The organism is uncultured Lawsonella sp., from assembly GCF_947252745.1.
Classification (GTDB): Bacteria; Actinomycetota; Actinomycetes; order Mycobacteriales; family Mycobacteriaceae; genus Lawsonella.
This window is the reverse complement of sequence record NZ_CAMXWW010000004.1, coordinates 18,916-45,015: the sequence shown is the minus strand read 5'-3', so window position 1 is coordinate 45,015 and position 26,100 is coordinate 18,916. Positions and strand designations below refer to the sequence as shown.

Genomic DNA, 26,100 nt, shown 5'->3' with positions numbered 1-26,100 from the left:
CATGAGGGGAGAGACCACTGATCAGCTCAGATATAGCGGCCATGAAGGGTGTATTTGACGCCCCATCTCTCGGGGATTTCTTCCCTGATCCGATCTGGCTTCATGATGTGGCTGGTGGGTGGTTCACCATCGACCGACTCATGCTGGTACGCCTCTTCGTGATTCTGCTGGTGGCGATCTTCTTCGGTGCCGCCTTTCACAACCCCAAGCTTGTTCCAGGAAAGCTCCAAAACGCCGCAGAAATGGTGCTTGATTTCGTTCGCACCGGCATTGCAGAAGACATCCTCGGCAAGAAAGAAGGAAAGCGGTTCCTTCCGCTTATCACCACTACCTTCGTTATTGTCTTCTTCCTCAACCTGCCCTCGGTTATTCCTTTCCTCAACGTCTCCCCGAATGCACGCATTGGTATGCCACTGGTGATGGCCATTGTCGGCTATATCGCCTTCATCTACGCAGGATCTCGGAAGTACGGCTTCTTTAAGTTCATGAAGTCCTCGGTTGTCATCCCGAACATGCCCCCGGTGATGCACCTTATTGTGGTTCCGATTGAGTTCATCTCGACGTTCATCCTGCGTCCGGTTACCCTGACCATCCGTCTCATGGCCAATATGCTCTCGGGACACCTCATCCTGGCACTCATTTTTGGCGCCACCAACTTCTTCTTCTGGCAGCTCAATGGTTGGACCGCTCTGTCCGCAGTGACGTTGGTCGCCGCCATCCTCTTCACACTTTTCGAGCTGTTGGTCATTTTCCTGCAGGCCTACATCTTTGCCCTGCTGGTCGCTGTGTATATCGATCTTTCACTACACGCCAGTGAGCATTAGTCGCCAGAAAAGCTACTAGGTTCACTCCTCCCACAACTTCATATGTATATCATTTGAGCTTCCCCCACGATGGGTGGGGAGGACTAAGAAGGGAAAAATAATGGATCTGATGACGCTTGCCGCCAACGCAGAAACCACCATCCGGGGTCTCGGCACTGTCGGTTACGGTATCTCTACCCTCGGCCCCGGCCTGGGCATTGGTATCGTCGCCGGCAAGACCGTTGAGGCCATGGCCCGTCAGCCCGAAATGGCCGGCCAGCTCCGTACCACCATGTTCCTCGGCATCGCCTTTACCGAAGCCCTCGCCCTGATCGCCCTCGTGGCCGGCTTCCTCTTCTAAACGTTGGGACTACCCGAAATGATGACCTCACTTATCCTTGCCTCCGGAGGAGGAGACTCCACCGAGAACATGCCTCTCGGCGGAAGTCTCGGCCCCCTCTTCCCGGCTAACTATGACGTGGTGTGGTCACTGGTCTGTTTCATCGTCATCATGCTGTTGATGTGGAAATTCGTCCTCCCGCGCTATGGAAAGGTCTTCCAGGAGCGCCGGGATCGTATTGAAGGCGGCATGGCCAAGGCTGAAGAGCTGCAGGCCAAGGCGCAGCAAACGTTGGATGAATACAACCAACAGCTGGCACAAGCTCACGATGACGCAACTCAGATTCGCGAGGAAGCTCGTGAACAGGGACGACAGATCGTGGCTGAGATGAAGGACAAGGCCATGGCCGAGTCCGACCGCATCATTGCCAGCGGACAGCAGTCCCTCGACGCACAGCGTCAGAAGGCTTACACCGATCTGAAGAACGACATTGGTGTGCAAGCAACGAATCTGGCAGAACTCATCCTTCGCGAAGAGCTGGATGACGACGCCAAGCGAGCCGACACCATTGATGCTTTCCTCGCCAGCCTCGGTGACAATGACACTGCGGGAGTTGCCCGTCGATGAGTGTCATGTATGCCGCCAGCCGCGATGCCCTTGCTACCATCCGTTCCCTCGCAGAACAACTTATTCGCGAGAGTGAACAGTCCGTAGTAGTAGGGCAGCAGATGGGTGCTGAACTGTTCACGATTGTTGAACTAGTTGAAGCAGACCGCCCGACCCGCGTTGCACTAGCAGACGTGTCCGCCAGCCCGGAACAGCGCAAAGCACTGATGACGCGCCTCATTGAGGGCAAAGTATTGCCCGAAACATTGCGTGTCTGCCAGGAAGCTGCTGCACGTGATTGGTCCAATCCGGCCGATCTCCGTGACGGACTCGTTCGCACCGCCCGCTCTGCACTTCTCCAGGCAGCTGAACTTTCTAACTCATTGCCGCAGGTAGAAGAGGAACTTTTCCGATTGAGCCGGACGATCAAGGCCCATCCCGGATTGGAACAGGCCTTGGGTGATCGGCAGGCTTCTGCAGATGAGCGACGCGCCCTGCTGGCACAGATGTTGTACGGAAAAGTCTCTGCGATTTCCGAGATCCTCGCTTCACAGGCGGTAGCTCGCCCACAAGAAGGACTCGTCGCTGATGACCTCGATATTCTCTCGCGTCAGGCGGCGCATGAAACCGGTCGGCGTGTTGCCGACGTGACTACTCCTGTAGCACTCACCGATGCCCAGCGTGAAGGCCTCCAGGCAAAGCTTCGCGACATCTACGGCATCGAGGTGTCCATCCATGAGGTGGTTGACCGCAACATCATCGGCGGCGTCATCATCAAGGTGGGCAACGAAATTATCAATGGAAGCCTCGCTAGCAAGCTTGAATCGCTCCGGCGCAGCTTGGTCTAGACAAATACAATTAGGAAGAGCAGGGAAAAGATGGCGGAGTTGAAGATCTCCTCCGAAGAAATTCGGGATGCCCTTGCGCAGTTCCGGGACTCCTACGACCCCAGCGCTACCCGCAGCGAAATTGGTGCCGTAGTTGAAGCAGCCGACGGTATTGCCCGCGTCAGCGGACTACCCTCGGCAATGGCTAACGAGCTGCTGGAATTCCCGGGTGGTGTACTTGGCGTCGCCCAGAACCTGGACGAGCGCGAAATCGGCGCCGTGGTGCTGGGTAGCTTCGAAGAAATCAAGGAGGGTGACGAAGTCCGCCGCACTGGAGAGGTTCTCTCCATTCCCGTCGGCGATGCCTTCCTCGGCCGCGTGATTAACCCTCTCGGCCAGCCCATCGATGGCAAGGGACCGATCGAGGCAGAGAGTGAACGTCCCCTCGAACTGCAAGCACCTACCGTACTGCAGCGCAAGCCTGTGCATGAGCCGATGCAGACCGGCCTCAAGGCCATTGACGCCATGACTCCCATTGGTCGTGGCCAGCGTCAGCTCATCATCGGTGACCGTAAGACAGGTAAGACCTCTATCTGCACTGACACCATCATTAACCAGAAGGCGAACTGGGAATCCGGTGATCCTTCCAAGCAGGTGCGCTGCATCTATGTGGCCATTGGCCAAAAGGGTTCCACCATTGCAGGTGTCCAGGCGGCTCTGGAAGAGTACGGCGCCATGGAGTACACCACCATCGTGGCAGCCCCCGCATCCGACTCCGCCGGTTTCAAGTGGCTCGCACCCTTCTCGGGCTCCGCTTTGGGCCAGCACTGGATGTACCAAGGCAAGCACGTCCTCATTGTCTTCGACGACCTGTCCAAGCAGGCTGAAGCATACCGTGCAATCTCCTTGTTGCTGCGCCGTCCGCCAGGACGTGAAGCCTATCCCGGTGACGTCTTCTACCTGCACTCCCGTCTTCTCGAACGGTGTGCGAAGCTTTCTGACGATATGGGCGGCGGTTCCATGACTGGCCTGCCTATTGTCGAAACTAAGGCTAACGACGTCTCCGCCTACATTCCGACCAACGTCATCTCCATTACGGATGGCCAGGTCTTCCTCGAGTCAAACCTCTTCAACAGTGGCGTTCGCCCCGCCGTCAACGTCGGTATCTCCGTGTCCCGCGTGGGTGGCGCTGCACAGACAAAAGGTATGAAGAAGGTGTCCGGTCGTGTCCGTCTAGACCTGGCTTCCTACCGTGAACTGGAAGGCTTCGCAGCGTTCGCATCGGACCTCGATGATGCGTCGAAGCGGCAGTTGGCCCGTGGTTCTCGCCTCGTGGAAGTTCTGAAGCAGGGCGAGCACCACCCGTGGTCGGTGGAGGATCAGATCGTCACCATCTACCTGGCCAGTAATGGCTACTATGACGAGGTGCCAGTAGAAGAAGTTCGACGCTTCGAAGAGCAGCTCATGAGCGAGCTACACCGCAATTCTTCCGACATTTTCGACGCTATCGACGGTGGAGCACCGCTGACGGACGAGGTCATCTCCACTCTGGTCAACGCCACCGAGGCATTCAAGAAGATCTTCCGTCTCTCCGATGGTTCCCCGCTGCGTGTTGAGGCTATGGAAGAAGACGCTGTCGCCCAAGAGACCCTGCAGGTGAAGCGCACTGCTTCACGGAAGGGCTAAGGCATGACGATCCGACTTCTACCAGGCAGAAAGGAGGGGAGTAAGTAATGGCAGATCTTAAAGCGCTGAAAGGTCGAATCGCTGCGACTAAGTCAAATGCGAAGATTTTCCACGCACAGGAGCTCATTGCGACCTCGCGCATTACTCGTGCGCAGGCCCGTACAGCTGCACAAGCACCATATACGCAAGAACTTGTCAATGTGTTATCTGCAGTGGCAGGCGCGACCAACATGACGCATCCCCTTCTTGCTGACCGACCTAACCCGAAACGCGCTGCCGTGCTGATTATTACCAGCGACCGCGGCATGTGTGGTGGCTACAACCACAATGTCTTAAAAGCAGCCGATGAGCTGTGCGAAATGCTCCAGCAGCATGGCACTGAGCCGGTGCTCTACGTGATGGGCGCCAAAGGTATTGCGCACCACTCCTTCCACAACCACCCCCTTGCTGGCCAGTGGTCTGGATTCTCCATGAATCCCGAATACGAGAACCTAAAAGTTCCGGTAGAGCATCTGCTCGATAGCTACCTACAGGGCTCCGACGGCACCTTGCCGGCCCCTGATGGAACGGAAATTCACGGGTGTGACGCAATCTACCTGGTCTACACAACATTCCGCTCTATGCTGTCGCAGGTTCCCACCGTGCGCCGCATGATTCCCATCGAGGCAGTGTACGAAGACGATCCGATTACCCTCGGCGAGGACATGCTGTCCGACCCTGCTGGATCAGACGCGCTGCCCCCCGAATACGAGTTCGAGCCCAATGCCGAAGAGCTCCTCGACGAACTGCTTCCGCGCTACATTACGACGCGCGTGTTTGCTGCCTCGCTCGAGTCGGCTGCGTCTGAATGCGCTGCCCGGCGTACCGCTATGAAAGCGGCCACCGACAACGCTAATGAACTCATTAAAGACCTCAGCCGTCTTGCTAATACGGCTCGTCAGGCCCAAATTACCCAAGAAATTACCGAGATCGTTGGTGGAGCTGGCGCTCTCTCGGAGAGTGCAGGAAGAGATTAAAAGATGACCTCAGCCCTGACTGATCAGAATGCAGCGGATACCGTCCTTGAAGGCCGCGTCGTCCGCGTTATTGGCGCCGTGGTGGACGTGGAGTTCCCCCGTGGTGCTATCCCAGAGATCAACAATGCCCTCCACGTTGAGGTGATGCTGAGCGGTGAAACCCGGCTCGTCACCCTCGAAGTTGCTCAGCACCTGGGCGACAATGTGGTTCGCACCATCGCCATGCAGCCTACCGACGGCCTCGTCCGTGGTGTGAAGGTGGTCGACACTGGTAACTCTATCTCCGTCCCAGTTGGTGATGTGGTAAAGGGACACATCTTCAACGCACTCGGTGAGTGCCTTGACGACCCCGGCCTGGGCCGTGATGGTCTGCAGTGGTCTATCCACCGCGATCCTCCTAGCTACGACCAACTCGAAGGCAAGACCGAAATTCTGGAGACTGGTATCAAGGTCATCGACCTGCTCACCCCCTACGTCAAGGGCGGCAAGATCGGTCTCTTCGGTGGTGCCGGTGTGGGTAAGACCGTTCTTATCCAGGAAATGATTACCCGTATCGCCCGTGAATTCTCCGGTACATCCGTCTTCGCAGGCGTTGGTGAACGTACCCGTGAGGGTACCGACCTCATTCTGGAAATGGGGGAGATGGGGGTTCTCCCCGATACCGCGCTCGTGTTCGGCCAGATGGACGAACCGCCAGGAGTCCGTATGCGCGTCGCTCTCTCTGCGCTGACCATGGCAGAGTACTTCCGCGATGTGCAGGGCCAAGACGTGCTCCTCTTCATTGACAACATCTTCCGTTTCACCCAGGCAGGTTCTGAGGTTTCCACACTGCTCGGCCGTATGCCGTCTGCCGTGGGTTACCAGCCGACCCTGGCAGATGAAATGGGCCAGTTGCAGGAGCGCATTACCTCGGTGAAGGGTCACTCCATTACCTCGCTGCAGGCCGTCTACGTCCCCGCAGACGACTACACCGACCCGGCCCCGGCGACCACCTTCGCTCACCTGGACGCCACCACCGAGCTTTCGCGTGGTATTGCCTCCAAAGGTATTTATCCGGCTGTGGATCCGCTGTCCTCCACTTCTCGTATTTTGGAGCCCGGCATCGTTGGTGAAGAGCACTACCGCGTTGCTCAGAACGTTATTAGTGTGCTGCAGAAGTACAAGGAACTGCAGGACATCATCGCCATTCTCGGTATGGACGAACTGTCCGAAGAGGACAAGGTGCTGGTTGGTCGTGCCCGTCGTATTGAGCAGTTCCTCGGTCAGAACATGCTGGTGGCAGAGAAGTTCACCGGTACCCCAGGTTCGGTGGTTCCGCTGGCGGATACCATTGAGGCCTTCGACAAGATCTGCAAGGGCGAGTTCGACAAGTACCCGGAGCAGGCCTTCAACGATGTGGGTGGTCTGGACCAGGTGGAGGCCAAGGCCAAGGCCCTTAAGGAAGAGTAACCACAATGGCCGACTTGGATGTTTCAATCGTCTCGGTTGATGGGGCCGTCTGGTCTGGAACCGCAACTAGTGTGACTAGTACAACGGTCGAAGGCGAGATGGGTATCCTCTACGGACGACAGCCTATCCTGGCCCAGATGGCAGACGATGGGGTAGTGACGGTGCATAGCACCGATGGTGAATTCCTCGTCTTTGCGGTGTCCGGTGGCTTGCTGTCCTGTACCGGAACTCACGTCGTCGTAATGGCGGAGAATGCCACGCCTGCTTCGGCTATTTCCATCGAGGATGCCGAGAAGAAGTTGGCGGTGCTTCCTGAGGAATCTTCCGAGGGAGAACGAGCACAGCTGAAGGCACAGATTCGTGCCGCGAAGCGGCTCGCCTCAGCATAGTAATAATTGAGTATTGAGGGAGCTGCCCCGGAGTTCGTTCGTGAGCTGGATAGTTAGCGATCAATAGGGCTTTCGGGGTAAGCTGCCTTCATGTGGTGGATTAGTGTCGTAGCCGTTGGCGTAGTACTTATTGCGCTGGCGGTTGCGTTGTATTTTTTCTACCGTCATATGACTGCATTAAAGGACAAAGGTACCGGTGTCCTCATGCGTGTTCTCCCGGCTGAGGGAGAACACGGATGGCGGCATGGGATTCTCGTCTATGAAGAGAATCGAGTACGTTTCTACAAGCTTCTGAAATTCGTTGATCGAAAAGCCTTCGATCTCAACCGCGAAGAAATCCGCATTTCAGCGCGTCGAAGTCCTCATGGGCTGGAAATCCGACTAATGGATGAGTCCACCCGGATTGTTGCGCTCACGGGTTGTGATCCGCAAGTGGAATTGGCGCTGAGCCCCTCCGCCCACGCCGCATTGCTTTCTTGGTTGGAGTCTCGGCCGTCGAAGCGTCTTTATCAACAAGGTCTATAGCACAAACCTCCCTGAAAATATAAGAGGAGGATCGTTTCAGTCTTGGACCTCCCGCTGGTGGTCCCGTTCTTCACGTTCAGCAAAGGACGCGACGACGGGGTTCTCTGGGCGGGCCAGAACTGTCGCATCTGAGCGACCGCGCAGCACCGTTGCTCCATCAATCATCCAGAAGTGCGCTTCCTCCGCATTGGCAAGGTTCACTGTCCGTTGGGAAGCCAGAATACGGCCTGGTTCGCGCTTAGCCAGCTCAGAAAGACGAGAGGCAATATTGACTGGATCTCCGATAACGGTGTACTCGTAGCGGTCTTTAGAGCCAATATTTCCGGCTACCACCCGTCCAGCTGAAATCCCGACAGCAGCTGCAATCTCTGGAAGCTCGCGATCGAGTCGGTTCATGACGACACGGGCGCAATAGAGTGAGGCACCTGCCGGATCAGGATGGTCATCCGGCACGTTGTACACAGCCAACACGGCATCACCGGCGAATTTGTTGACGACTCCTCCCGTGCGGTTCACCTCTTCCACCACGATGGTATAAAACCGGTTGAGCAGATCGACAACGGTGGAACTGTCGTATTCCAGGCTAAGTTTGGTGGAGCCAATGATGTCGATGAAGAACACCGACGCGTCACGTTGCGTGACATTTCGGCCGGCTGCTGAGGTAGAGAGTGCGCGGTCGGCAATCTTCGATCCCACATGCTTTCGGAAAAGGGTCTTCACATGCTGCTGTTCCCGGAGCTCATGCACCATATTATTAAATCCCGCTTGTAGCTCACCGATCTCTGAGCCGTCAAAGACTGCGACTTCAGTATCGAAATCGCCCATGGCCACACGTTCCATCCCGTACCTCACCCGGTTCAAAGGGGGAGTGATGTAGTTCGAGATCTGGATGTTGAGCACGGCTGAGAACAGTAGAATACATACCGCCATAATGACGATGAAGCGCGACATTTCTTGAATAGAGAACTCTGTGGTGTAGAGGTTAGTTGCCCCGACTAAAAGCAACCCCAACACGGGCAGGCCTGTTCCGGCGATCCACACGAGAGACATGCGGGAGGCAATGCCAGTCACAAAGCGGCTACGGGGCCCATAGTGAGAGAGAACTACTGATGCGGCAGGGCGCAACGCAAACTCAGCAGCCAAGAAACACACAGCGGTCATGATGACCGAACCCACCAGTACGGTGAGGACAATCCGCAACCCCATGGAGAGTTCAACCTGTCCATAGAGGAAACCGAAGATCACGGCCCCGATGAGCCATAGCGCCAACTGTAATAGTGCCAGGTGGCGGGGGCCCAGCAGTACCTGCCAGCGGTTTTTCTCAGTGGGAACGCGCTCCTCGACGAACCATTTGAGAGCGTGGTTGATGTACAAGAATGAGCTAGTGATACCAATGGCGTAGGCGATACCGATGAAGGCTGGAACAGCCTCCCACGTCAACACTGCCACGTCTGGCCGAAAAACACGATCTGATGGGACAATGCTGGAGATGATCAACAGACAGGCGATAGCGCCCGACAAGTGCGCACCGCTCAGCAGTACCCAGAGAATACAGAAGATGCGTGTGCGTGCCTTCCGGGGGGTCTCGCCGGCAGCCCCTAGGAGTGGAGAGCCAAAACGGGAATACTCTTTCCCTGGTTCTTCTCCCGGCTCAAATCCAAATGGGGTGATGTACCGGCGAGGGTAGGGAGGCCGGAGTGGTTTAGGAGATTCTGAGGTCATTATTGCTAAGCCTAAAACTCCAAATATGGTTCTACCAATGTCCAGGCTGCGAGGGCCTGTGCATCAGTAATCTGACTGTCCCGTAATGCAGTTTTTAGCTCGGTGACTGGCCACCAGCGCCAGCGAATATCTGCCTCGGTTTCCTCCTGCTCAGCCTCTCCAGCAGTGATGTCGCGCATAAGGAAGACATGCTGCGTCTGGTCCACGAAGCCAGGTGCGACATCAATCCATCCGACGTTATGAACATCAGCGGCGCGGTACCCTGTCTCCTCGCGAAGTTCTCGTTGTGCGAGTTCCGCAGGCTCCTGCTCAGCGAGGTCGGGTGCAGTGCCCGCGACGAATTCCCAGCAGCGTCGGCCTAACGCATAACGATATTGCTCTACCATGAGGACTTCCCCTGCAGGGTCCGATTCTGACTCTCGCCACGCCACTACCACGACACCCGTAGGTTTGTGAACAACCCCATAAAGGCCCGGAGAACCATCAGGACGTTCTAGGTCCGACTCCGTCACCACCATCCAGTTGTTTCGATAGATTTCGCGAGTGGCAAGCGTGGTGGGTTCACCAAAAAACGGTGGAGTAGAAGAGGTAGACGTCGAACCTGGCATACCTCCATTCTAGGCAAGGCACTCCCCATTTCCCGACAATCTGACCTATCGTAGGAGGGGTGCGATTGGTTATTGCAGACTGCCAGGTGGACTACGTTGGCCGCCTGAGCGCCCATCTCCCCATGTCCCGTCGTCTTATTCTCATCAAGGCAGACGGGTCCATTAGCGTGCATGCCGACGACCGTGCTTATAAGCCTCTCAACTGGATGACCCCGCCCTGCTGGCTCGAAGAACAGGCTATTCTGGATGAAGATGACTGTCCCACCGGGGAAAAACTATGGGTAGTTGAGAATAAAGCGCGCGAGCAGCTTCGCATCCTCATTGGTGAGGTGGTACTTGACGAGGAGATTGAGCTGGGGCCGGACCCAGGGCTTGAGAAAGATGGTGTGGAGCAGCACCTGCAGGAGCTTTTAGCGGAACATATTGAGGTGTTAGGGGAAGGCTTTACTCTCGTACGCCGTGAATACCCCACCGCCATCGGGCCGGTGGATATTCTCTGTCGAGATGAGTCCGGTGGGACGATTGCGGTGGAGATTAAACGTGTGGGGGGTATCGATGGTGTGGAACAGCTCACGCGTTACCTGGACATGCTGAATCGAGATCCGGTGTTGGCACCAGTACACGGAGTATTCGCTGCGCAGTCCATTAAGCCACAAGCACGCACTCTTGCGGAAGATCGTGGAATCCGTTGCACAGTTCTGGATTATGACGAGTTGCGCGGTATTGAAAGCGCTGAGCTGCGACTTTTTTAGCAGCTGTTTAAACTGAGGAAGAACACTCCAGAGAAGTGAAGGAAGCACCGTGGAAAACATCGATCTGTCTGCCCTAAAAGCGGTCGCGGAGGCGCGTGTGGCGGAAGAGCAACAACGCGCAAAGGCCCACCGCGCTAGTTCCGCTGGTGATAAACCACGTTTTATCGCCAAAGATCATCCGGCAGATCGCCCTGCCGCCGGCTCCTTCGCCGCAGGTACTAGTGCAGCCACCGCTGCAGTATCAAGCACCCCGACTACTAGCGTGCGTAGCAGCAACGGACTTCCCGCCATAATCGAGCTTACCGAGGCCAATTTCGAGGCCATGATACAGCTCTCTAACTACGTACCAATCGTCATCGACCTCTGGGCGGAATGGTGCCAGCCTTGCAAACAGCTCACCCCTGTCTTGGAAAAGCTCGCTGCCGAATACCAAGGTAAATGGATTCTGGCAAAGGCGAACACAGAAAAGGAGCCTGTGCTCGCACAGGCCTTCAAAGTACAATCAGTGCCTACCGTGGTGGCGATTGCCAAGGGACACCCGCTAGACGCCTTTGCTGGCGCGCAACCGGAACCACAACTGCGAGGGTGGCTTGATGCGTTAATGAACGCAGTCAGCGGTCGTCTTTCCCCCATGCCTGCTGATGGAAATATTCCGGGCTTGGAGGCCTTTGGCGGTCCGGTGGCAACTGATGCGGCGTCAGATACAGCTCCCGCCACTATCGTCGACCAAGCTGAGGCACTCGCCGATACCGGGGATTATGCCGCAGCCGAGGCGCTACTGGCTGACCATCTGGAGCATAACCCGGGAGATCATGCGGCAGAGTCTGCGCTTGCGCTGTACCAGACGCTTGCGCGTGCCGCTTCCACCGATGAGGACACGATTGCTTACGCAGACGCGCATCCCGCGGACATCTCCGCCCAATGCGATGCCGCGGATCGAGAAATGACGGAGGTTGGAGCAGAAGCCGCTTTCACCCGTCTTCTCACGACGATTGCCCGCACGACGGGGGAGGAGAAGACCGAAGCACGCAAGCATCTCGTTAACCTCTTCGCTATGTGTGATCCCACTGATCCTCTGGTTATTGCGGCGCGTCAGCAGCTGGCCTCTCTGCTGTTCTAACGGATAGCATGATAAAGCAGGGAGAAGGATACGAAAAGATGGGGGCGGGTGTTCATACGAACTGTATGAACACCCGCCCTTCTCGTGCTTGGAGCGGTTAGCCTTCGTACCGCAGCCAGATGCCGGTATTTGGGGGAAGAGTCACTTCTGCAGAATAGGGTCGGTCATGCCAGCTCACGTCTTCAGTTGTGACACCGCCGAGGTTCCCGCCTCCAGATCCGTAGTAGAAGGTGGAATCGGTGTTCAGCACTTCATGCCAGAAGCCTGCAGCGGGAAGGCCCACCCGGTAGTGGTCGTGTTGGATGCCGGAGAAGTTGAACAGACAGGCCATGATTGATCCGTCATCACCGAAACGCAGGAATGTGATGACGTTATTGTTCGAATCGTTGGCATCAATCCAGTTGAAACCTCCTGGGTGATGGTCCTGAGACCAGAGGGCGCGGTTCTCGCGGTACACGAGGTTCAAGTCACGGGTGCACGAGAGAATACCGCGGTGGAATTCGCTCTGCCAGCCATCCAGATCGCCCCAGTCGAGGCCACGCTCGTCGGACCATTCTCGGCTTTGACCAAACTCCTGCCCCATGAAGAGAAGGTTCTTGCCCGGGTGAGCCCACATGTAGGCGAGGAAGGCGCGAAGCCCAGCTGCTTTAGCCCAGGCGTCGCCCGGCATACGTTCCCACAGCGAGCCTTTTCCATGGACGACCTCATCATGGCTGATGGGGAGGACGAAGTTCTCACTCCAGGCGTACATCAGGGAGAAGGTGATGTCTTGGTGATGGTAGTTGCGGAATAGCTGGTCGCGCCCAAAGTAACGGAGAGTGTCGTTCATCCAGCCCATATTCCACTTAAAACTGAAGCCCAGACCTCCGGATGCGGTGTCGCGCGTAACTCCCTGCCAGGAGGTGGATTCCTCTGCGACGGTGACAACACCTGGAAAATGCTTGTGCACGGTGGCATTCATTTCCTGAAGGAATTGCACCGCTTCCAAGTTCTCGCGGCCACCGTATTGGTTGGGTAACCACTCGCCATCAGAACGGGAGTAGTCCAGATAGAGCATGGAAGCGACGGCATCGACTCGCAGACCATCAACGTGGTACTCCTGTAGCCAGAAGAGTGCATTGGCTACAAGGAAGTTGCGGACTTCCCGGCGCCCAAAATTGAACACATAGGTGCCCCAGTCGGGCTGTTCCCCACGACGGGGATCCGGGTGCTCGTAGAGGGGTGTTCCATCAAATCGGGACAGAGCCCAGGCATCCTTGGGAAAGTGAGCCGGCACCCAGTCGACCAGAACACCGTAGCCCGCTTGGTGGAGGCGGTCGACAAGATAGCGGAAGTCGTCGGGGCTCCCAAAGCGTGCGGTTGGAGCATAGTAGGCGCTCACCTGGTAGCCCCACGAGCCGCCGAAGGGATGTTCCGCTACCGGGAGAAGCTCAACATGGGTGAAGTTGGTGTAATCCAGGTAATCGATGAGGGAGTCTGCCAACTCTCGGTAGCTCTGTCCCGGTTTCCACGACCCTAGGTGAAGCTCGTAGACACTCATAGGCTCGAGGTGGGGCTGGCGCGCCGGGCGGGCATCCATCCACTCGTCATCCTGCCATTCATAGTGGCTTTCAAACACACGGGATGCAGTTGCTGGTGGCACCTCCGTGGCGAAGGCGAAGGGATCGAATTTTTCGCGAATGACACCGTCCGCACCATGGATAGCGAACTTGTAGAGAGCACCTTCCCCAATCTCTGGGATGAAAATCTCCCACACACCAGAGGAACCAAGTGTGCGCAGTGGGTATTGCTGGGTATTCCACCCGTTAAAGTCGCCACACACTGACACACCGCGGGCATTGGGAGCCCACACAGCGAAGCTCACACCCGTGACTTCTCCGTCGGGGGTGGTGTAGGTACGGATGTGTGCGCCGAGTGATTTCCACAGTTCTTCGTGGCGGCCTTCTCCGATGAGGTACTCATCGAGTTCGTGCACGGTGGGGAGGAAACGGTAGGGATCTGCGACAATTCGGGTACATCCATCGGGGTAGTGGATGACAAGTCGGTAGTCAGCAATGTCAGTCATCTCCACAATGCCAGCCCAGATTTCGGAGCCGCGGCACTCCAGTGGATAGTCCACCCCACCGATGCGGACTGAAACGAGGTCAGCAGCGGGCTGGCGGGTGCGGAAGACTGTTCCGCCAGCCGCTTCCTCCTCGTGTGCACCGTAAAAGTGGTGGGGGTTCGAGCAGGCGACTGCGTCAAGTGTGGCGCGGTCGATATCCGAGATCATCGGATCGTAGGTCGATGACATGGCTTTCTCTTTTCCTAACGCCTAGTCCTCAGCAACATCTCGGTAGCAGAGATCAACGCGACGTTCTTGGGGAACCGTAGGTAGCACAAGAATGTGAGCAACATTGCTCCACGGTTCTAGTTTCACATAATTGCGTTGCGTCCAATGGAAGGTTTGCTGAGTCACTTCATCACGCACATCCATCTGGTCGTACCAATCAAGGCCTAGTGCAGGCATATTGAGACTGATGGTGGTCTCTTCGGTACCGAAGGGATTGAGGTTGATGACAACAAGAATGGAGTCGCCAGTCTTAGGATCGAACTTCGAATACGCTATGACAGCATCATTGTCACAGTGGTGGAAGACCAACTGACGGTTTTGTTGAAGGGCCGGATGTTCGCGGCGAATACGGTTTAAGGTGGTGATCCACGGTTCGAGGCTTTCGTGATTCTCTAGCGCGGCAGTAAAATCGCGGGGGCGCAGTTCGTACTTCTCTGAGTGGAGATACTCTTCAGAACCTGGAGCGACGGCAATATGCTCGTAGATTTCGAATCCCGAGTAGATACCCCAGCTGGCGAAGAGCGTTGCTGCCAGGGTGGCGCGGATAGCAAACATACCCGGTCCGCCGTGCTGCAAGCTCTCGTGCAGGATATCGGGAGTGTTGGTGAAGAGGTTGGGGCGGGCTTCATCGAGATGCCGCAAGGTTAGCTTGCTGAACTCTTCAAGCTCCCACTTGGCGGTTTTCCAGGTGAAGTAGGTGTATGACTGGGAGAAGCCTAGACGGGCTAAACCGAACATGCGGGCAGGGCGAGTAAAGGCCTCCGCGAGGAAGAGGACGTCTGGATCAGTGCGCTTAATTCGGGAGATGAGGTCTTCCCAGAACATTCCGGGCTTGGTATGGGGGTTGTCGACCCGGAAAATTCGGACTCCCTTCTTTATCCAGAGTCGGACGACGCGCTCAATCTCATCGGTGAGTCCGGCGTAATCGTTGTCGAAATTGAGAGGGTAGATGTCCTGGTACTTCTTCGGTGGGTTCTCCGCATAGGCAATGTAGCCGTCGGGGAGAACAGTGAACCATTCGGGATGGGCTTGTGCCCAGGGATGGTCTGGAGCGCACTGGAGAGCAAGGTCGAGGGCGACTTCCATACCGTGTTTTTTCGCGGCTTTGACGAGATGTGTGAAGTCCTTCATCGTCCCCAGCTGTGGGTGGATGGCATCGTGGCCACCACCTTTAGACCCGATAGCCCAGGGGCTTCCCACGTCTTCCTTACTAGTGGTGAGGGTGTTGTTGCGCCCCTTTCGGTTAATCTCCCCAATGGGATGGATGGGTGGGAAGTAGACGACATCGAAACCCATGGCGGCGATGCGGGCAAAGCATTTTTCTGTGCTTGCAAAGGTACCGTGTACTGGACGACCACGCTCATCGCGGCCACCAGTGGAACGGGGGAAGAGCTCATACCAGGAGCTATACATGGCTTTGCTGCGATCAGTCCAGATGCGGTGAGGTTTTCCTCGGGTGAGAAGGTCCCGCACCGGACGCTTTACCAGAATCTCCGTCACGTCGTCCGAGAGTGCCGGTCCGATGCGTTCGGAAAGTTCAAGATCGGTGTTGCGGAGCGCATCAATGGCTTCCTGCAATGTGGCTTTGATGACCTTCCGACTGTTCTGGAGAAGTGCCGCCTCGAGGATCCGTGCACCGATCTCAAGGTCATTCGCAAGATCTTGGGGTCCTTGTCCGACATCAATTTTTGCGTTGATGTCGTGGACCCAGGTTGCCCGAACATCAGACCAGGCATCAATGCGGAACGTCCACATGCCCTCTTGATCGGGAACAAAGCAGGCATGGAAGGTGTCATCAACTTTGCCTGGGGTCATGCTGATGCGTTGTGCGCGGGTCGCGCCGGGGCCCTTCACCCAGAGGGTGCAGGCGAGCTTGTCGTGGCCTTCGCGCCAGGCAGTTGCACTGACGGGAATGACCTCTCCAACGACAGCCTTTGCCGGAGAGTTTCCGCTGTCGACTACAGGTTGGACATCAGTAATACCGAAACGTCCGATCACTGTGACTCCTCCCAGAAAACGGGTACCAATCTTGTGTATCAGCATAGTAGATAAGCGCAGGTTGAACAGTGGAAATACAGTGGAGGCAGGAGATCGCATCTCCTGCCTCCACAATGTTTAGACCTTGTTCACACACTGGTGTGAACAGCGACAGTATTAGACGACTTTGAAGCTATTCGTCTTGCCCTGCCAGTGGGTCAGCTTGCCGCTCTTACTCTTGGCGTCACCACGCAACACAATGCGGTAAGTACCGGTCGGCTGGTTCTTCGGGATGTTCCAGGTGACGCGAGTGATGGACTCGGTCTTGGAACCATCCGGACGACGCCAGTCGAGGATGGTGTCGTAGTGGAAGTCGTCAGCGATGCGTACCCACTTGCCGCCCACGAGCTTCTGCACCTCATGGTAGGTGCTTCCGCGGTAGAGCTTGTTATTAAGGTGGGTTGCCTGGAAGTCAACATCAAGCTTGGCGCCACGCTTGACCGTGGCCGGCGGGGGCAGCAGAACGTCACCGTACTTCTTGCCCTTCGGCAAGGTGTCGGCGGGAACCGCAGGCAGCCAGCTGGGGATCCACATGTTGGCCTTGTAGGCGCGGTTCGTGGTGCTCTTGTAGGGCTTGCCACGGCCGAGCAGTTCGTCGCACATGGCATCGTAGTGCTTCAGGTGAGCGCCCAGGGTCTCGCGACCGAACTGTGTTTCACCGGCTTCGTACTGCATGGCCATGTATTCTTCCGGCGTGACGCAGTACTGGCAGTAGGAGTTGGTGTAGCCCTGGAAGATGACGTTTTCCATGGGGACACCGAGTCGTTTGGAGACCAGACGACGGCAGCGCAGACCGGAGACGATGGTGAACTCGAGAGCGCCACAGACGAAGACCAGCTCGCCCAAGCGGAAGATGGTGAGCGGGAGTTCCTGCGGGTTCCAGCCTTTCACTGGCAGGTAGCCGAGGGGGAGGAAGTTGAGCTTCGGGGACTGGTAATCCCAGTCGGCGTCGAGAAGCTGGTTCTTCCGGTCCCAATCCCAGAACTTGGTGAAGGGACCCTTGTTACCTTCACGGATGTACGGGTAGACGACAGACTCGTAGTTATCCTCTTCGGAGGATGCTGCGCCGGAGGCTCCCATCACGGTGGGAACGGTACGCCACTGCTTGCCGTCCACGGTGTACTTGCCGGGGACAACTTCGTGGGCGAAGTCGACGTAGCGGTGGGAGGTGGCGATGCCGGATCCCCTCAGCGGAACGGCATTGGCCCAGGCCTTGTGACAGGCATCGTACTGGCGCTTGGCAATGATGGCGTTGTTGAGAACGTTGTCACTGGTCGGGCCGGAGGGATGCAGCTTACGCAGCCACAGGTTGGGGGTCATGTCACCGGAGTTCGTCTGGATGAAGGCGGCGACGAAGGGATCCTTGGTGGTCATGTAGTCGACACCCATCTCGTCATGCTCCCAGATGTAGGCAGCAAGGCCCTTGTTATCGGGGCTGAGAAGGGTGTTGTTGTCAGTGAGGGAGGTACCGTGGGTGGCGAACCATGTCATGACACCGACGTCTTTGGTGCCACGCTTGATGCGGAGTACCCAGACACGCGGATCGATAGCGCCCGGCATTTCTCGCTTGTCATGCTCGGGGTTGAGGTTGAAGGCGCTGACAGAGCGGTTCTTCGAAGCGTTGTAGAGCTCAGAGCGACCGAGGTAAAGCTGTGCCGGTGCGATGTTGTTGTGGGCGCGGGCAATAGCTTCGAGGACGCCGTCCACCTCACAACGGAAGGAGTTTTCCTGGTGGCCTTTCGTAGCCAGTACGTAAGCGAGGTCACGGGATGTACCACCACAGGAGTTGTGGTTGTGGGTCGCGGTGACGATGACGTTCTTCTCGTTATAGCGACCACTGTAGGTCTTCTGCAGGCGGGAGAGGAGCTCGTCCATTTCGTTGGCGAAGAACGCGCAGGTGTCGACGGTAACGTGAACCAGTGGCGCGTTGGTCTTCTTGTCGACGAAGATGACAGCGCGAGCGAGGTAGCGCTGGCGAATACCGTGAGCAATCTGGTCTTCCTGAGCGAAGCCCATCATTCCCTGGCCGGCAGGAGCACCAGTTATGTCGGCTAGGCCGAGACCTACGAGCCAATCACCAGTGTCGTTGGCGAAATTGTTGACGGGAGCGGCGGCAGCCTTGGAGGGACTTGCCGTAGCGCTTAGTCCACCGCTGAGGGTGATTGCAGCACCACTGACAGCAGTAGCTTTGAGCAATGAACGACGTGAAAGTTGCAAGAGATTATCCTTCCGCTCTATTTACCAAGCGTTTAAAATTCTACGTTCATTAAAGGATGGAACCGATCGAGAAATTCCCTTATCTGTCGATGACTTCCTGGGTTGAACAGATGACCAATATATCAGCTTTGTGATTTAGCACCCATATACACTGAAAAGTGTTGCAGCAGTGGCGATGTCTCTTTTGGTGCCAGTTCCTTTTTATCGGTAGTTGTGGCATCAACCACGGATAAGTTGCCACGAATATAACTGGCAAGGGGAGGGTTGTTATTCATAAACACATGTCTATACCTGCAGTTTTCTCATCAAAAACTTGGATAGAGGACACCTTCGGATACTCGTTCGTTACATGTGTGTTAAACCAACAAAATGCCCAGGTCATTCGTCTAATTACAGATAATTGCGGCGCGACTACGCTGCTTACTGGATGTGTACATGTCCTAACGGGAGCCAGTCGTCTGTTCTCAGTGTCGCCCGGCCGGGTCCCCGCGTGGGCCCCTACACCGCTGGTAGCATCAACAGCTATAGAAGGAGGAGAGGTTGACCGTGGCAAGTTCCGAACGTGCTGGGCAAGAAGAGGTGTCTCGGCAGAATACACTCGTCATTGATACCCGCGACATTCTGCTCTATCGCGGTGACACCACCCTAGTAGGACCTCTCAACTGGCAGGTCAATGCAGGGGAGCAGTGGATTATTTTCGGCCCTAATGGAGCTGGAAAGACCTCACTGCTGCATATGGTGGGCGGCGATCTCTTCCCATCGAAAGGCACCTTGAGTGTTCTCGGGGAACAATTTGGACACACCGATCTCACCGAGCTACGCACCCGTCTGGGGGTTTCTTCCAACGCCCTGGCTCGGCGTGTGCCGGCTCACGAGACTGCCCGTGATGTTGTGCTGTCTGCGGGATATTCCATGATCGGACGATGGCGCGAAGAATACGATGCGGAAGATCTTGACCGGGCAACTGCACTGCTGGAGGACTTCGCCGTCATCCATCTGAAAGATCGGCCGTTTGGATTGCTCAGTGAGGGAGAGCGGAAACGGGTTCTCATTGCGCGAGCTCTCATGTCTGCCCCCGAACTCCTCCTCCTTGATGAACCGAGCTCGGGTCTCGACTTGGGCGGACGCGAAGATCTTATTGAACTATTGGAACAGCTTGCAGAGGATCCGCACGCACCCGCCATCCTCATGGTCACCCACCACGTTGAGGAGATTCCACGCGGCTTTACTCACGCGATGATATTGCGTGACGGCCGAGCCTTGCACCAAGGTCCGGTCAACGACGTCATCACATCACAGCACCTGTCCGAAGCCTTCGGTCAACCCATTGTGGTGAGTACCTCGGAGGGGCGCTTCTTTGCGCACCGGGACTATACACGAGGCCGTCACAGTGCCGGAGCATAGAACCCCAGTGACGGCAGCTCACACGCACCCATCTACGCTTCTCTACCTTGATCTCCAGCTTTATCGAGGTATTCTCCTCATTCGTTTCCGGAAATCTCCCTGGAATGCGTTTACGCTGCGTATGTGGGAGGAACTCGACGCCGTTGTCGCCGCTCTACAAGGTGATGACAGTGAGGGCACAGGCATAATGCTGCCTTCTTCGCACAGCACTCTCCGTGGTGCGGTGCTCGTGGGATCAAAAACTATGTTTTCGGTAGGGAATGACGGGTCACAATGGGCCACCGTCAGCAACGCCCATAGGCGAGCATGGGAGGCAGCAGCAAAAAGCTGTTGCGCACGCCTTGCTGTGCTAGTAACAGAGTTTCCTGTAGTCGCGGCGTTGAGCGGATACACCTGTGGTGAAGCATGGGAGCTGGCGCAACGTTGTTCTTACCGTGTCATGGGGGATAATGCCCGCCTGTACCCGTCACCAGAACAAGGATTCATTGGCCCCAGCGATGCACTAGCAGCGGGGATTGTGGAACGCCTCGCAGCACCTGACTTGGTACTCCACGAGGCACAGGAATGGTTGCTCGGTGACCTGCGTAACGGTAATCCAGATGATGACAGGTGACGTCATCCCACTTCCTCCAGTAAACTAAGGCCACCCTCACTAATAACAGAGAAGGACGACACGTGACCGAGGAACCCTCCTTGCACAGCATTCCACATCGCCAAGCCACAGCTGAAGAGGTGGAAGCCGCCTACCACGACAATAAAATGGCGCAGGTCCTCTACCACGACTGGGAATCGGAAACCTACGACGAGAAGTGGTCCATCAGCTTCGATGAGCGTTGCATCACCTATGCGCGAGGCCGATTCGACCAAGCCGTCTCGTCTGACATCCGCAACGCTGAGCTGCCCTATGGAAAAGCTCTCGAATTAGGGTGCGGTACCGGATTCTTCCTCCTCAACCTCATACAATCGGGAGTGGCGACATCCGGTGAGCTGACGGACCTCTCACCCGGCATGGTAGAAGTCGCTTTGCGAAACGGACAACAATTGGGACTGCAGGTCAATGGACGAGTCGCAGACGCAGAAACCATCCCCTATCCTGACAACACCTTCGACCTGGTAGTCGGGCATGCGATGCTGCACCACATACCTGACCCAGAGCAATCCCTCGCTGAGGTCATCCGGGTCCTCAAGCCAGGGGGCCGTTTCGTCTTTGCCGGTGAGCCATCCACCACTGGGGACAAATATGCGCGCGCAATCAGTACGTTGACGTGGAAGATCGTCACCACGGTGACAAAGCTGGGCCCAGTGCGGAAATACCGCCGCCCGCAGGAAGAACTGGACGAATCGTCCCGCGCACAAGCGCTCGAAGCGGTCGTCGACATTCATACCTTCACCCCGACCGAGCTTCGTGATGCGGCTCGGCGGGCTGGTGCAGTGGAAGTAGAAGTGAATGCGGAAGAGTTTGCAGCCGCGCTGGAAGGCTGGCCCGTCCGAACTTTTGAGGCTGCGGTTCCCACTGACCAACTTAGCCTCCGCTACCATTTCTTCGCCTTCAACCTCTTCAAAGCGGCGACGTGGTTGGATGAGCACTTCTTTAAGCGCTTCATCCCACAAAGCTGGTTCTATAACCTGCTCGTCACAGGGGTAAAACCATTCGTCACTGCCCGCCCACGACCTGCTGGACCTTCACGGCATCCGATCCCCACAGTTCGTTAGCATCCATCGTTGATCAGACCAGATGACGACTGAATAGTCAGCGGGGGAGAGATACAGTGGGTTGGGCAAATGGAGTAGGTGACGAATGGCAGTAGAGCTTTCTCCGGAGCTCGTAGCATGGTGGGCAAGCCCCGCCGGGCAAGCAGTGATCGCTACTGCCAGTACACTGTCATGGACTCCCGCGGACAATTTGAATTCGACAGCTCACTTGCGGCGTCTCTATCCGGATCTCTCACCGGAGCTGCTCAGTGGCACTATTGACCTCATCCAGGCGCGCCATCGTGCCGTGGAGAAACTCGGCCCGGAGACCGCCCAGTGGTTTCTTTCACTCGCAGCCGTGCAGCAAGCCACTCCACGCGCAGTAGCACACTACCGGGCACAGCGGCTGCTCTCTCTGGGACTCGGGGAGTCGGATAGCATCCACGACGCTACCTGTTCTATTGGTACTGAGCTGGCCGCATTGCGAACCGCAGGAGCCACAAGCGAGCTCAGCGGATCAGACACGGACCTGGCGCGGCTGGCGATGGCTCGGCACAACGTCCCCATCGCTACCTTCACTACCGCGGATTGTTTGATGCCGTACTGGGGCGAGGACACAGTAACCTTGCTCGACCCCGCACGACGCACTGCAACCGGACAACGCCGCTACCGAGGTCCCGATTCGACGATGCCATCCCTCACTTCTGTTCTGGAGGCGTACCGTCACCGTCCCTACCTTGTGAAATGCGCGCCGGGCATAGACTGGGGAGAGCTCTTCGCTGATGGTTGGGGGACGGGCCCCTGGCAGGGTGAAGTGGAGATCATTTCCATCACCGGTTCTCGCGAGGGGGGAGTGAAGGAAGCAGCCTTATGGTCGTCGCCCCTCTGCGGACGTACTCACTCGGTAGTGCCGGTCAAGCGGAGGGCAACGGTACTCAGTCCGGAGGGCAATGTAGTTGACCAGATAGCTGATGACCCTGTCTCAACAGCTGCTGCAGCGGATGTGAAGGAAGATGAGGTCGGCAGTATCCTCATTGAGCCGGATGGCGCCATCGTACGGGCAGGATTGGTACGGCAGTGGGCTGCACGCTGCGGCCTCTGGCAACTTGATAATCGTATTGCGCACCTGACAGGCGACCTCGCTCCCGCTGGGGTACCCTACTATCCCGTTATTGAGCAGCTGCGCTATCGCAGCGCAGAACTCAAGAAGGCGTTGCGTCGCCACCCCACCTCGAGTCTCGAAATTTTGGTACGGGGAGTGGACGTTGACCCCACCGCAGTGCGCCGTGCGGTCCTTCCAAAGCCTGTTGCCGGGGCACCCGCGCGAACTCTCGTTATCAGCCGGGTGGGTACCAGTGCCGTCGCCTTTCTCTGTGGAGCTCGTCTCGTTGGGTAGCATTATCCTATGACATCAATGTGGGGCACCCCCTGGAAAGACCGACGCGCCGCCGCCCGTCATCGTGATCCGCAGCAATGCCGTTTCCTCACCTGGGATTCGCTCAAATGGGTGGTTCGCCATAAGGCCTACTCACCTTGGTATCTGGTGCGGTACTGGCGGCTCTTCAAGTTCCGCCTCCGCAATCCGCATGTCGTGTTGCGTGGCATGGTGTTCCTGGGGAAGAACACGGAACTGTTGTGCCGTCCCGGTCTGGGGCGGATGGAGATCGGTCGATGGGTACATATCGGAGATAACACCGCTATCAGGTGCCACGAAGGATCTCTTCGCATCGGAGATAAAGCCGTCTTTGGGAAAGACGTCGTCGTGAATTCTTACCTCGATACTGAAATCGGTGCGAGCACACTGGTGGCGGACTGGACCTATATTTGCGATTTTGACCATGTCACCAGTGATGTCACGATGCCCATCAAAGATCAAGGGATTGTGAAAGGGCCAGTGCGTATTGGTCCCGATTGTTGGCTTGCGACCAAAGTTACCATCACGAGGAACACCACAATTGGACGGGGGTGCGTGCTCGGAGCGCATGCCGTCGCCAAGGGAAACATCCCCGACTACAGTATCGCGGTGGGCGTCCCAGCTCGACAGGTACGGAACCGGAAAGAAGAGTGGGAAGCGAGCGCTGCGGCCCGCGCCCAACATGAGGAGGACCTGGCCGACATCGAGCGGAAAAAGAAGCTATCAGCGAAGAGCGGATAGCTTTCTGCCTTGTATAGAGGCCAGCGACCTAGCGCACCGCATACCCAAGGAAGCATACCCACAGAGCAGTGTGCCCTTCACCTCTGGAGAGGTGAAGGGCACACATACCATCGCGCATTGAGCGGCTAACTCACGCGGAACGCAGGTGACGTTCCTACGTAGGACGTGATCTTTCCCCCCTTATCGCGGGATTCGCCCAACTGAACCAGACGATACGTACCGGCTTCCTGCCACGTGGGGATATTCCAGATGACGCGGGTAATGGATTCTGTCTTGGAATCCTTGGGGCGTTCCCAGTGGAACATGGTCTCGTAATCGGAATCGTCGTAGACGCACACCCAGCTGCCGCCCTTCTTCTGCTCCACCTTTGTGTAGGTGCTGTTGCGGCGAATCCGGTTGTTGGGGTGAGCACCGACGAAATCGACCTGGGCGGTCTGGCCCTTGCGGTAACTGCGTTCCGGCGGAACCAGTACGTCGCCATACTTCTTGCCCTTCGGGCAAGTGTCTGGCGGGACGGCAGCCAACCAGGTCGGGTGGAACCACTCATGCTTGAGAGGGCTGGGACCATGTGCAACCGTTTTACCGTCGCGCATCGCCTGCGCGAGCTCGTCGAATGCCTGGATCCAGGCACCGAGTGTCTCGATACCGTATTGGGTTTCACCAGCTTCGTACTGCGTTGCCGTATACTCTTCCGGAGTGGTGATGTACTGGTTGTACGAGTTGGTGTAGCCCTGGTAGATCACATCTTCAAGATGAATATCCAAAGTTTTTGCGACCTGTCGGCGTACTCGCAGCCCACCCGCAATGGTGCACTCGGATGAGTTCGCGCAAATGGTGAGCTGATCACACAGGCGGATAATCTGTGCTGGCACGATTTGCGGGTTCCAGGGGGTTGGGGGCAAGTAACCGAGTGGCAGCAGCGGCACCTTCGGGTACTGGTTGAGCATGTCCTCCCGGGGCAGCTCCGGGACCTTCTTAATTCCCATCTTCTTCATCGCGTCTTGGATAGACTTGATCTTCGGCTCGACTGCCGGGAACTGCCAGCCTTCGCGGATAAAGGGGATGTCCCAAGTGGGGCAGCGCACGTTGTCTTCCATAGAGCAGGCAGCGCCCGAACCGCCCATGATGGCCGGGCTGGTACGCCAGCGCTTGCCGTCGTGGGTGTACTTTCCATCGATGACCTGGTGTGCCATGTCAACGTACATGTAGCGGACATCGAGGTGCGCACCGGAAATGGGGGTAGCTGACTCGAATGCCTTCTTGCAGGCGTCGTACTGACGCTTGGCGATGATGGCGTTGTTCTTGACGAAGTCGGTACCGGCAGGACCGGTGGGCTTCATTTGCTTGACGCCCAAGTTCGGAGTCATGTCGCCGGCGTTGGTCTGCGAGAATGCCACCACGAAGTTTTGGTGTCCGCGCAGGTAGCGCACACCCTTTTCGTCATGCTCCCACATGTATGAGGCAAGACCCTTGTTATCGGGTGCGATGTAGAAATTCGCATCGGTGAGGGAGGTGCCATGGGTGGCGAACCAGGTAATGGCGCCCACATCCTCACCCGCCTGTTGAATACGGAGAACACGGACCTGTGGGTCGATCTTCTCTGGGTAGTAGGCCTTATCTGATTCAGGATTCCGCTCAAAAGCTACCGCAGAGCGGTTCGCAGAGGCGTTATGGAGTTCGGCGTGCCCAAGTAGTAGCGTAGCGGGGCGGATGGCGCGGTGAGCCTTGTCAATGGCTTCGCAGATACCTGCAACTTCTTCTTTGAAGCTGTTCTCCATAAAGCCTGATGTCGCAGTGTTGTAGGCCATATTATGCGACGTACCGCCACAAGAATTGTGGTTGTGGGTCGCAGTGATACACAGGTGCGATTCGGGGTAGAGCTTGCCGTACTTCTTCGCACAATGCTTGATGACTTCCTGATGGAGGGCCTCGAAGAAGCACGCCATATCGACGTTGACGTAGACCAAACGCTCCTTGGTCTTGTTATCGACGAAGATAAAAGCACGGGCGTAGTAGGGGCTGCGGAGACCTCGAGCCACCTGCTCCGGTTCTGAATAACCCATCATGCCCTGTCCAGCGACAGCACCCGTCATGCTGGAAATACCAATACCGACCGAGTAACCCTTGCCGTCAGCAGGCCCCGTGATCTTGTGGCGCTTCGCCGCTTGTGCGAAAGGTGCACCGGTGGATTGAGTGGCTCCCGAAGCTACTGCGGCTGCGACGCCCGTAGCGGCCATTCCCTTTAGTAATGAACGACGATTGATCTCCACAGTGGACCTCTCCTCGGTCTCTCGGAGGACAATTCGATCCAAGCGCTGGGAGCAAGGAAGAAATGCCCTTGGTACATACTTGTCTATCGTCTGTTACCTTAGCGAGGCTGTGACCAGGATGATCAGGCATTTGACCCAAAGAAAACACTG

At 56.8% G+C, this 26,100-nt stretch carries 23 protein-coding genes; 16 read left to right on the top strand and 7 right to left on the bottom strand.

The window, feature by feature from the left end; all coding sequences use genetic code 11:
- Nucleotides 1-41 precede the first annotated feature (41 nt).
- The 9 genes from atpB (at nucleotide 42) to Q0X28_RS05115 (ending at nucleotide 7,641) form a co-directional block, all read left to right on the top strand.
- Nucleotides 42-824 carry a F0F1 ATP synthase subunit A gene (atpB, locus tag Q0X28_RS05155; RefSeq protein ID WP_296237477.1) on the top strand — a complete coding sequence of 261 codons (783 nt, stop codon included), beginning with the start codon at nucleotides 42-44 and terminating at the stop codon, nucleotides 822-824.
- 100 nt (nucleotides 825-924) lie between these two features.
- Nucleotides 925-1,164, top strand: coding sequence for an ATP synthase F0 subunit C (locus tag Q0X28_RS05150; RefSeq protein WP_053961522.1), 240 nt, complete (start codon nucleotides 925-927; stop codon nucleotides 1,162-1,164).
- 21 nt (nucleotides 1,165-1,185) lie between these two features.
- Entirely contained in the window at nucleotides 1,186-1,770 is a 585-nt protein-coding gene (locus Q0X28_RS05145) for a F0F1 ATP synthase subunit B (RefSeq protein ID WP_296237719.1), read from the top strand.
- Complete coding sequence (locus Q0X28_RS05140; protein WP_296237476.1) at nucleotides 1,767-2,597, top strand: F0F1 ATP synthase subunit delta; 831 nt, start codon at nucleotides 1,767-1,769, stop codon at nucleotides 2,595-2,597. The genes Q0X28_RS05145 and Q0X28_RS05140 overlap by 4 nt, the downstream gene beginning before the upstream one ends.
- Before the next feature lie 30 nt (nucleotides 2,598-2,627).
- Nucleotides 2,628-4,262, top strand: coding sequence for a F0F1 ATP synthase subunit alpha (gene atpA / locus Q0X28_RS05135; RefSeq protein WP_298576944.1), 1,635 nt, complete (start codon nucleotides 2,628-2,630; stop codon nucleotides 4,260-4,262).
- Between the two features lie 47 nt (nucleotides 4,263-4,309).
- Entirely contained in the window at nucleotides 4,310-5,278 is a 969-nt protein-coding gene (locus tag Q0X28_RS05130) for a F0F1 ATP synthase subunit gamma (RefSeq protein WP_296237474.1), read from the top strand.
- A gap of 3 nt (nucleotides 5,279-5,281) precedes the next feature.
- Nucleotides 5,282-6,727, top strand: a complete 1,446-nt coding sequence (atpD, locus tag Q0X28_RS05125) for a F0F1 ATP synthase subunit beta (RefSeq protein WP_296237473.1) — start codon at nucleotides 5,282-5,284, stop codon at nucleotides 6,725-6,727.
- 5 nt (nucleotides 6,728-6,732) lie between these two features.
- The gene (locus tag Q0X28_RS05120; RefSeq protein ID WP_296237471.1) at nucleotides 6,733-7,116 is read left to right on the top strand and encodes a F0F1 ATP synthase subunit epsilon; all 384 of its coding nucleotides are present in this window, start codon (nucleotides 6,733-6,735) and stop codon (nucleotides 7,114-7,116) included.
- A gap of 90 nt (nucleotides 7,117-7,206) precedes the next feature.
- Nucleotides 7,207-7,641 (top strand): DUF2550 domain-containing protein, encoded by a 435-nt coding sequence (locus Q0X28_RS05115; RefSeq protein ID WP_298576941.1) that lies wholly within the window; start codon nucleotides 7,207-7,209, stop codon nucleotides 7,639-7,641.
- A gap of 36 nt (nucleotides 7,642-7,677) precedes the next feature.
- Here Q0X28_RS05115 and Q0X28_RS05110 read toward each other — a convergent pair whose 3' ends face one another.
- Complete coding sequence (locus Q0X28_RS05110; RefSeq protein WP_298576939.1) at nucleotides 7,678-9,363, bottom strand: adenylate/guanylate cyclase domain-containing protein; 1,686 nt, start codon at nucleotides 9,361-9,363, stop codon at nucleotides 7,678-7,680.
- An 11-nt stretch (nucleotides 9,364-9,374) separates the two neighbouring features.
- On the bottom strand, nucleotides 9,375-9,971 hold the full coding sequence (locus tag Q0X28_RS05105; protein WP_296237468.1) for an NUDIX hydrolase: 597 nt from the start codon (nucleotides 9,969-9,971) through the stop codon (nucleotides 9,375-9,377).
- Between the two features lie 59 nt (nucleotides 9,972-10,030).
- Here Q0X28_RS05105 and nucS point away from each other — a divergent pair, with 59 nt between their 5' ends.
- Together nucS and Q0X28_RS05095 are read left to right on the top strand one after the other, a co-directional pair.
- On the top strand, nucleotides 10,031-10,723 hold the full coding sequence (nucS, locus tag Q0X28_RS05100) for an endonuclease NucS (protein WP_298576937.1): 693 nt from the start codon (nucleotides 10,031-10,033) through the stop codon (nucleotides 10,721-10,723).
- A gap of 49 nt (nucleotides 10,724-10,772) precedes the next feature.
- Nucleotides 10,773-11,843, top strand: a complete 1,071-nt coding sequence (locus Q0X28_RS05095) for a tetratricopeptide repeat protein (protein WP_296237466.1) — start codon at nucleotides 10,773-10,775, stop codon at nucleotides 11,841-11,843.
- 97 nt (nucleotides 11,844-11,940) lie between these two features.
- Here Q0X28_RS05095 and glgB read toward each other — a convergent pair whose 3' ends face one another.
- From glgB to Q0X28_RS05075, 4 genes are all read right to left on the bottom strand, one after another.
- Nucleotides 11,941-14,115 (bottom strand): 1,4-alpha-glucan branching protein GlgB, encoded by a 2,175-nt coding sequence (gene glgB, locus Q0X28_RS05090; RefSeq protein ID WP_298577010.1) that lies wholly within the window; start codon nucleotides 14,113-14,115, stop codon nucleotides 11,941-11,943.
- Between the two features lie 42 nt (nucleotides 14,116-14,157).
- On the bottom strand, nucleotides 14,158-16,173 hold the full coding sequence (locus tag Q0X28_RS05085; RefSeq protein WP_298576934.1) for an alpha-1,4-glucan--maltose-1-phosphate maltosyltransferase: 2,016 nt from the start codon (nucleotides 16,171-16,173) through the stop codon (nucleotides 14,158-14,160).
- Between the two features lie 156 nt (nucleotides 16,174-16,329).
- Complete coding sequence (locus tag Q0X28_RS05080) at nucleotides 16,330-18,429, bottom strand: neutral/alkaline non-lysosomal ceramidase N-terminal domain-containing protein (protein WP_296237463.1); 2,100 nt, start codon at nucleotides 18,427-18,429, stop codon at nucleotides 16,330-16,332.
- Nucleotides 18,430-18,551: 122 nt separating this feature from the next.
- Nucleotides 18,552-18,704: a hypothetical protein gene (locus Q0X28_RS05075; protein WP_296237461.1), complete on the bottom strand. Its 153-nt coding sequence runs from the start codon at nucleotides 18,702-18,704 to the stop codon at nucleotides 18,552-18,554.
- A gap of 271 nt (nucleotides 18,705-18,975) precedes the next feature.
- Between Q0X28_RS05075 and Q0X28_RS05070 the strand changes: the two genes are divergently transcribed.
- The 5 genes from Q0X28_RS05070 (at nucleotide 18,976) to Q0X28_RS05050 (ending at nucleotide 23,680) form a co-directional block, all read left to right on the top strand.
- A complete protein-coding gene (locus tag Q0X28_RS05070) occupies nucleotides 18,976-19,833 on the top strand; it encodes an ABC transporter ATP-binding protein (protein WP_296237460.1) in 858 nt (285 codons plus the stop codon).
- Between the two features lie 7 nt (nucleotides 19,834-19,840).
- The gene (locus Q0X28_RS05065; RefSeq protein ID WP_296237459.1) at nucleotides 19,841-20,446 is read left to right on the top strand and encodes an enoyl-CoA hydratase/isomerase family protein; all 606 of its coding nucleotides are present in this window, start codon (nucleotides 19,841-19,843) and stop codon (nucleotides 20,444-20,446) included.
- Between the two features lie 62 nt (nucleotides 20,447-20,508).
- Nucleotides 20,509-21,546, top strand: a complete 1,038-nt coding sequence (locus tag Q0X28_RS05060) for a methyltransferase domain-containing protein (protein WP_298576930.1) — start codon at nucleotides 20,509-20,511, stop codon at nucleotides 21,544-21,546.
- Between the two features lie 85 nt (nucleotides 21,547-21,631).
- Complete coding sequence (locus Q0X28_RS05055) at nucleotides 21,632-22,921, top strand: THUMP-like domain-containing protein (RefSeq protein WP_296237457.1); 1,290 nt, start codon at nucleotides 21,632-21,634, stop codon at nucleotides 22,919-22,921.
- 9 nt (nucleotides 22,922-22,930) lie between these two features.
- Nucleotides 22,931-23,680: an acyltransferase gene (locus tag Q0X28_RS05050; protein WP_296237456.1), complete on the top strand. Its 750-nt coding sequence runs from the start codon at nucleotides 22,931-22,933 to the stop codon at nucleotides 23,678-23,680.
- Between the two features lie 125 nt (nucleotides 23,681-23,805).
- Here the strand turns inward: Q0X28_RS05050 and Q0X28_RS05045 are convergent, their stop codons facing one another.
- Complete coding sequence (locus tag Q0X28_RS05045) at nucleotides 23,806-25,950, bottom strand: neutral/alkaline non-lysosomal ceramidase N-terminal domain-containing protein (RefSeq protein WP_296237455.1); 2,145 nt, start codon at nucleotides 25,948-25,950, stop codon at nucleotides 23,806-23,808.
- Nucleotides 25,951-26,100: the final 150 nt, after the last annotated feature.